Raw genomic sequence first — 6,067 nt, 5'->3', positions numbered from 1 at the left:
CATGATAGTCAGGCAGCAATTCCAATGATGAAGATGGCAACAGATAGGGTGACATATTTCTATGACCTCATGGATTCAGCCTACGACGCAAAAACAATATACGATACAAGCAAAAATCTTGGACATGTACCAATAATAGACAAAAATCCTCGCCGTGGCAGCGTTTTACCAATGTCCACTGCAGAGGCTATAAGATATAATGAACGTACTACAATCGAAAGAGTCAATGGTAGATTGAAGACCGAATTTGGTGGAAATAATGTTTTGGTAAGGGGAAGCATGAAAGTAAAGATGCACTTGATGATCGGAATTGTTGTCTTATTTGCCGATCAAATGTTAAAACTGATAACCTAAACGATAAAAGATACCTAAAAAAAGGTTGTTTTAGCATTATGAGGGAGAAATGCGTCTAAAATCAGAATAAATTGGCAATTATGTCCGATAAAATAGAAGATTTGGAGATTTTTATGTGAGTGAATAAAATTTAGACCTCATTAAAGATGAGAGAGTAGATATTTGTAGGGATTTTTGATTTCTTTTTGCAAGAGGCTCTAGAATAAAAAAATATCTAATAAAGGAGTGCTACCTGATGCTCAATAAGCTTGAAACCGTACCGGCCCTACCGGGAGTGTACATTTTCAAGGACGCCAGGGAGAGGGTGCTGTACGTGGGTAAGGCCATCAACCTCAAAAGCCGCATCAGGAGTTACTTCCGCAGTACCAATCAACCGGACCTGAGGAAATCAACGATGATGACACTCGTTGCCGACTTCTCCTTCATCGTAACCGATAACGAGGTCGAGGCCCTAGCACTTGAGGCCAACCTCATTAAGCAGTACCGGCCTAAGTTCAACGTCATCCTCAAGGACGACAAGAACTACCCATACATCAGGATCACCGTGACGCAACAGTGGCCTAAACTCGAAATAGCCCGCAAACTCAGCCACGACGGTGACGTCTACATCGGCCCCTACGTCTCCTCAAGGAGTATGCGTGAGACCCTGGAGTTTGTAAAGCGCTGCTTCCCGCTCAGGACGTGCAGGTACAAGATAGAGAACCTCACACGGGCGTGTCTGCAATACCAGATAGGCCAGTGCAGTGCCCCATGCGTGGGACTCATCACCAAGGAGACCTACGATGCCCACGTCAGAGACTGCATGGAGTTCCTCAAGGGGGCAAGACAAGACCTCCTGGACAGACTCAAACGGCGCATGTACGAACTCTCCGACGACCTCCTGTTTGAGGAGGCCGCAAAGTACCGCGACAAGATACGCGCCATCCAGGGGGCGTGGGAAATGCAAAAGGTCGTTGCCCAGGAGTTTGGCGATATCGACGTCATAGGCTTCTACCGTCCCTCGGAGGGCGATGCCGATATCGATAACGATAGTGTTGCATTAATGCCCTCGGCGGCTGTTATCAACGTGTTCTTTATTCGCAGCGGTCTGCTCATTGGCGTGAAGGACTTCTTCTTCAGAGACACACAGGGATTGCCCTACAAGGAGCTTGTTCACAGCTTTATAATGCAGTTCTACAACAAGGAGATACTGCCCCCGGCGGAGATAATCGTCCGCAAAAACCCCTCGCGACTAAGCACACTCAGAAAATGGCTATCCAAAAGGCGCACGTCCCCCGTAGATATCACACCCCCCTGCGACGAAAAACGCTCAGAGCTACTCAACATGGCAGACAACAACGCTGCAACGTCCTTTAAGCTCAAGCTCGGCCTCTCCGACACCCGTGTCCTGGAAGAGCTTGCCGCACGTCTTGAGCTCGCCCATCCGCCGGAGGGTATCGGGGCATTTGATATATCGACCATCTCTGGCGACCTCTCCGTGGGGGCGTTCATATATTGGGCGTCGGGGGGATTTAAAAAGCACCTCTACCGTCACATCAGGGTCAAGACCGTCACCGGTCAGGACGACTACGCGATGATGCGTGAGGTCGTCCTGCGAGTGGCTGGCAACCTCAAGGACAACTTCCCCGACCTCGTGGTCATTGACGGGGGCAAGGGGCAACTGGACTGCGCAATGTCAGCCATCGAGGAGCTGGCCACAACAGCTCATCCAATCAGGTCATCGTTGGTGGCGCTGGCAAAGGACCCCGACCGGGTCTTTATCCCGGGCAGGGAGGGCCACGTCGCAATCGATGATTCCATGCCGTCGTCCTTACTTCTGAGGCGCATCCGGGATGAGGTCCACCGCTTTGCCATCACGTTTCACCGCAAGCTCAGGGACAAAAAATTCCTCCAGTCCCCCCTTGAGAAGATAAAGGGTGTCACACGGCAGAAACGTCTTGAACTGTTAAAACACTTTGGCAGCATTGAGGCCATAAAAAACGCCTCCGTGGAAGAAATCGCCTCTCTCAATGGCCTCAGCAAACGCCTCGCCTCTGTCATCTTAAAGGCACTCAACGGGGAAGAAGAAAAAAAGTAAGATAGAACGTTTCGATTGCATGGGGTGCTATCTGATTTTACAGGTGGCTCATGAAATCGATCCATATAGGCAGTGCGGCCACGGCACCGGTTTCCTTGTCGCCGATGGGTTTGTGGTTGTCTCTGCCGACCCAGACGCCGACGATGTAGTTGTCGTCAAAGCCCATAAACCAGGCATCCGTGTAATCATCGGTTGTGCCGGTCTTGCCATAGACCGGTCTGTTTAACACCAGGGCCTTTCTACCCGTACCCTCCTGCACTACGGCGCCAAGGACATCACGCATCTTATCTACAACGGTATCGTCAATGATATCCTCTCCGCTTAAACTAAACTCGTCCAAGGTGATGCCATCCCTGTCTACGATCCTTTCAATGGTGGTATTGTCAAACCGCTTTCCCGTAGCTATCGCACAGTAGGCATAGGCCAACTCGATCACGGTCAACTCCGATGCTCCCAGACACGATGGCATGTAGGGTTGTATCTTGCTGTTAATGCCGATCTCCTGGGCAGTCTCCAGTACATTTTTCAGCCCTACCTTATTGCCAAGAGAAACGGTGGCGGCATTTAAGGACTGCGACAGGGCATAACGCAACGTGACAACACCGTTGTAGACACGCTTGTAGTTCCTGGGTACCCAGACATCTGCTTTATTCTTCCCAGGGAAGGATATCTCCTCGTCTAAGATAGTGTCATCGGGGGTCATTCCCTGGTTAAACGCCGTGAGATAGACAATCGGTTTGAAGGCCGAGCCGGGCTGACGCCTGGCCTGCGTCACACGGTTAAACTGCGTGTTCCAGAAGTCCGTTCCGCCTACCATTGCCTTGATGGCGCCCGTGTTTAACTCTATGGCAATGAGTGCGACCTGGACGTTCTTTTTGCCGCGCTTGGCCATGGCATTGATGCCGTTTGTGGCGGCGGTCTCCGCAATTGTCTGGAGTCTGTAATTAAGCGTAGTGTGAATCTTTATGCCGCTTGTGAATAGCTTGTCTCCATACCTGTCCTCCAACTCGTTGCGGATGTAGTCGATGAAGTATGGCGCCTTGTACCGCCTGCTGTTGTACAGGGTCGGCAGCGGGGTTTTTAAGGCATCGTCGTACTGCGTCTTGGTGATGAAGCCGTTTTCGTACATCTTCCTGATTGCGTAGTTTCTCCTGTTAAGTGCCTTTGCCGGATTCTTAAACGGTGAATATACCGACGGGGCCTTGGGGATGGCCGCCATCAGTGCAGCCTCGGCAACACTGAGGTTTTCGGTGGTCTTACCGAAGTAGGTAAAGGCCGCTGCCTCTATGCCATAGGCGCGGGTGCCAAAGTAGGCCTGATTGAGATACAGACCCAGGATTTCGTCCTTTGTGTAGTGCCTCTCTATCTGGATAGACAGGGCGGCCTCCTTGACCTTTCTGGCGATACTCCTGTCGGGTTTGAGAAAGAGCATCTTGGCCAGTTGTTGTGTGATGGTGCTGCCCCCCTGGACGAATCCCATGGCCTTGATATCCTCCAACAGGGCACCAAAGACCCGGACAAAATCTATGCCCCTGTGCTTATAGAAGCGGTTGTCTTCTACGGCGATGAAGGCGTTTTTGACGTGCGCCGGTATCTTGTAATACGGCACAAACGTGCGTCTCTCTACAAACAGCTCTGCCAACAGTTCGTTGTCTGAGGAGTACACCAGCGAGGACTCCAGCGGTGAGTACTCTTCCAATTGCTTTATCCGTGGCATGTCCGACAGTGTCCAGAACACGAAACCTCCCAGAAAACCCATAACCGAGGCAAGCAAGACAAACCCTGAAACCCACTTTACAATGCCTCTTGTACCCTTTCTCTTGACCGTACCCTTAACCAAGTTCACTCCTGTTGATATATCCGTCAATCATAATCACAACATTGATCAACACAAGTCCCACAAATAGACCAATTGCATTTGCCATCTTCAGAGATAATAATATTATGACGGCAATAAAAACAAGTCCCAGTCTCACCATATTCAAAGATACCAGCGTGAATTGATTTCGCTGTCCCATGATAAACCTCTTGGTGCTCCACCTCAGCAGGGAGTAATTCACCAGACCGATAAACCACCCTATAGCGATACTCACAGGCAGTCTCTTGCCGCTGAGATAAGAGGCTATGATAAGTGCAACAGCAAGCAACAAGACGGCATAGCTGAGGTAGTGCTTATTCATCCTTGGCCAATTCATCCTTGGCGAGCCTGAAGACCTCGATAAAGCCTGATACGACTCCCAGGAAAAAGAACGCTACTGTCAACCAGGGTGAGGAGGTGAATAGCCTGTCCAGCCCCATGCCTATGGCCAATCCCACGAAAACCGAGACGATAAAGCTCATGGCAACGTGGCTGGCAAAGGCCATGTGTTTTAGCAGAGGCGGGTATGGTTTCTTTGCCAATCCCGCCTGTTAGTGACGCAGTTTTGACATATCCGGCATTGTGTCTTTAGGCAGCAGGGTTAGTTCTCCCTCATAGATAGGAATTGCCGTTTTTACCATAAATGTGTAGATCAAGGCGCCGATGGCCCATATGCCTGCACTTACCTTGATTTCCAGTGCATTGGGCAGATAATCGTAAATCTCGCCGAGGGTATCCGGTACAAATCCGGGGATAATCAGACCCATGCCCTTTTCTATGTAGACGCCGACGATTATCAGGACACAGGCGATGTTTAAGAAGTGGAATTTTCTCCTGGTCTTTGGGTCTATAAACAGGAAAAACGCCGTCAGGTTACACGCAACAGCTGTCCATGAAAACGGCACCAGGACATCGTGTCCGTGCAGTCCGAAGAACAGGTATTTCATAGGGGCCAGGTGGATACTGTCCGAGTAGAACTCCTTAAATATCTCAGCCCCAAACAGATATAGGTTAAGACCCATTGCGTATGAGATCAGTTCGGCGATCTTAAAGATAGCGGCATCGGTGACGTCTATCTTTGAGAGTTTTCTGGCTGCCTGAAAGATTAGGATCATCAGGGCTGGTCCGGAGCAGAGGGCGGAGGCGATAAAGCGTGGTGCTACGATGGATGCGTTCCAGAACGGACGGGATGACAGTCCGTTGTACAGGAATGCCGTTACCGTGTGTATGCTTATTGCCCAGGGGATAGAGAGCAGGACGATAGGCCACATGATGGACATCTTGTACTCCTTGCCGTGAGCAGCCCTGTAGAGGACATAGGTGACAGCCGTGAGGTTTATAGCGAGGTAACCGTTTATTGCGATAACGTCCCAGACGAGGAGCGAACTTGGGAAGTTGGGAGATAGCATTATGTGCCATGCAAATTGAGGTCTGCCCAGGTCAACCGTAACAAACATCACGCACATTATCAGAGCTGTAATGGCTATCATTTCGCCAAATAGTACGATCTCCTTTATTGGCTTAAAGTTATACAGGTAGGCCGGTATGACCAGGAGCACGGCGGCGGCGGCCACGCCGACAAGGAAGGTAAAGTTTGAGATATAAAATCCCCAGGACACCTGGTCTCTCATGTTTGTGACGATCAGCCCGTCCTGCAACTGTTGTGAATATGCAACAATCCCGTTGGCAATCAATGCCGCCAGGATGAATATCCACACGTAATAGATGGTGCCTCCACGGGCCAGGTGCGATATTAAGTCCTTAATAAAACGAAACAT

General features: G+C 50.2%; 6 protein-coding genes. 2 read left to right on the top strand and 4 right to left on the bottom strand.

Features of this window, described 5'->3' with window-relative positions:
• On the top strand, positions 1-354 hold a 354-nt coding region (locus Mcas_RS14595), incomplete at its 5' end, for a transposase (protein ID WP_156033403.1).
• Between the two features lie 235 nt (positions 355-589).
• Positions 590-2,431: an excinuclease ABC subunit UvrC gene (gene uvrC, locus Mcas_RS14590; RefSeq protein WP_052567526.1), complete on the top strand. Its 1,842-nt coding sequence runs from the start codon at positions 590-592 to the stop codon at positions 2,429-2,431.
• Positions 2,432-2,468: 37 nt separating this feature from the next.
• On the opposite strand, the gene Mcas_RS14585 is transcribed toward uvrC, so the two are convergent.
• From Mcas_RS14585 to dsrP, 4 genes are read right to left on the bottom strand one after another with little or no spacing between them, the layout of a single operon-like run.
• Positions 2,469-4,271 carry a transglycosylase domain-containing protein gene (locus Mcas_RS14585; RefSeq protein ID WP_052567525.1) on the bottom strand — a complete coding sequence of 601 codons (1,803 nt, stop codon included), beginning with the start codon at positions 4,269-4,271 and terminating at the stop codon, positions 2,469-2,471.
• Entirely contained in the window at positions 4,264-4,611 is a 348-nt protein-coding gene (locus Mcas_RS14580) for an ATP synthase subunit I (RefSeq protein ID WP_040336282.1), read from the bottom strand. Before Mcas_RS14580 ends, Mcas_RS14585 begins: the two co-directional genes overlap by 8 nt.
• Positions 4,604-4,831: an AtpZ/AtpI family protein gene (locus tag Mcas_RS14575; RefSeq protein ID WP_052567524.1), complete on the bottom strand. Its 228-nt coding sequence runs from the start codon at positions 4,829-4,831 to the stop codon at positions 4,604-4,606. Before Mcas_RS14575 ends, Mcas_RS14580 begins: the two co-directional genes overlap by 8 nt.
• A gap of 9 nt (positions 4,832-4,840) precedes the next feature.
• Positions 4,841-6,067 carry a sulfate reduction electron transfer complex DsrMKJOP subunit DsrP gene (gene dsrP / locus Mcas_RS14570; RefSeq protein ID WP_040336281.1) on the bottom strand — a complete coding sequence of 409 codons (1,227 nt, stop codon included), beginning with the start codon at positions 6,065-6,067 and terminating at the stop codon, positions 4,841-4,843.

The organism is Candidatus Magnetobacterium casense (genome assembly GCF_000714715.1).
GTDB classification, from domain to species: domain Bacteria; phylum Nitrospirota; class Thermodesulfovibrionia; order Thermodesulfovibrionales; family Magnetobacteriaceae; genus Magnetobacterium; species Magnetobacterium casense.
The sequence above is the reverse complement of the archived record's forward strand: the minus strand, read 5'-3'. Positions and strand labels throughout refer to the sequence as shown.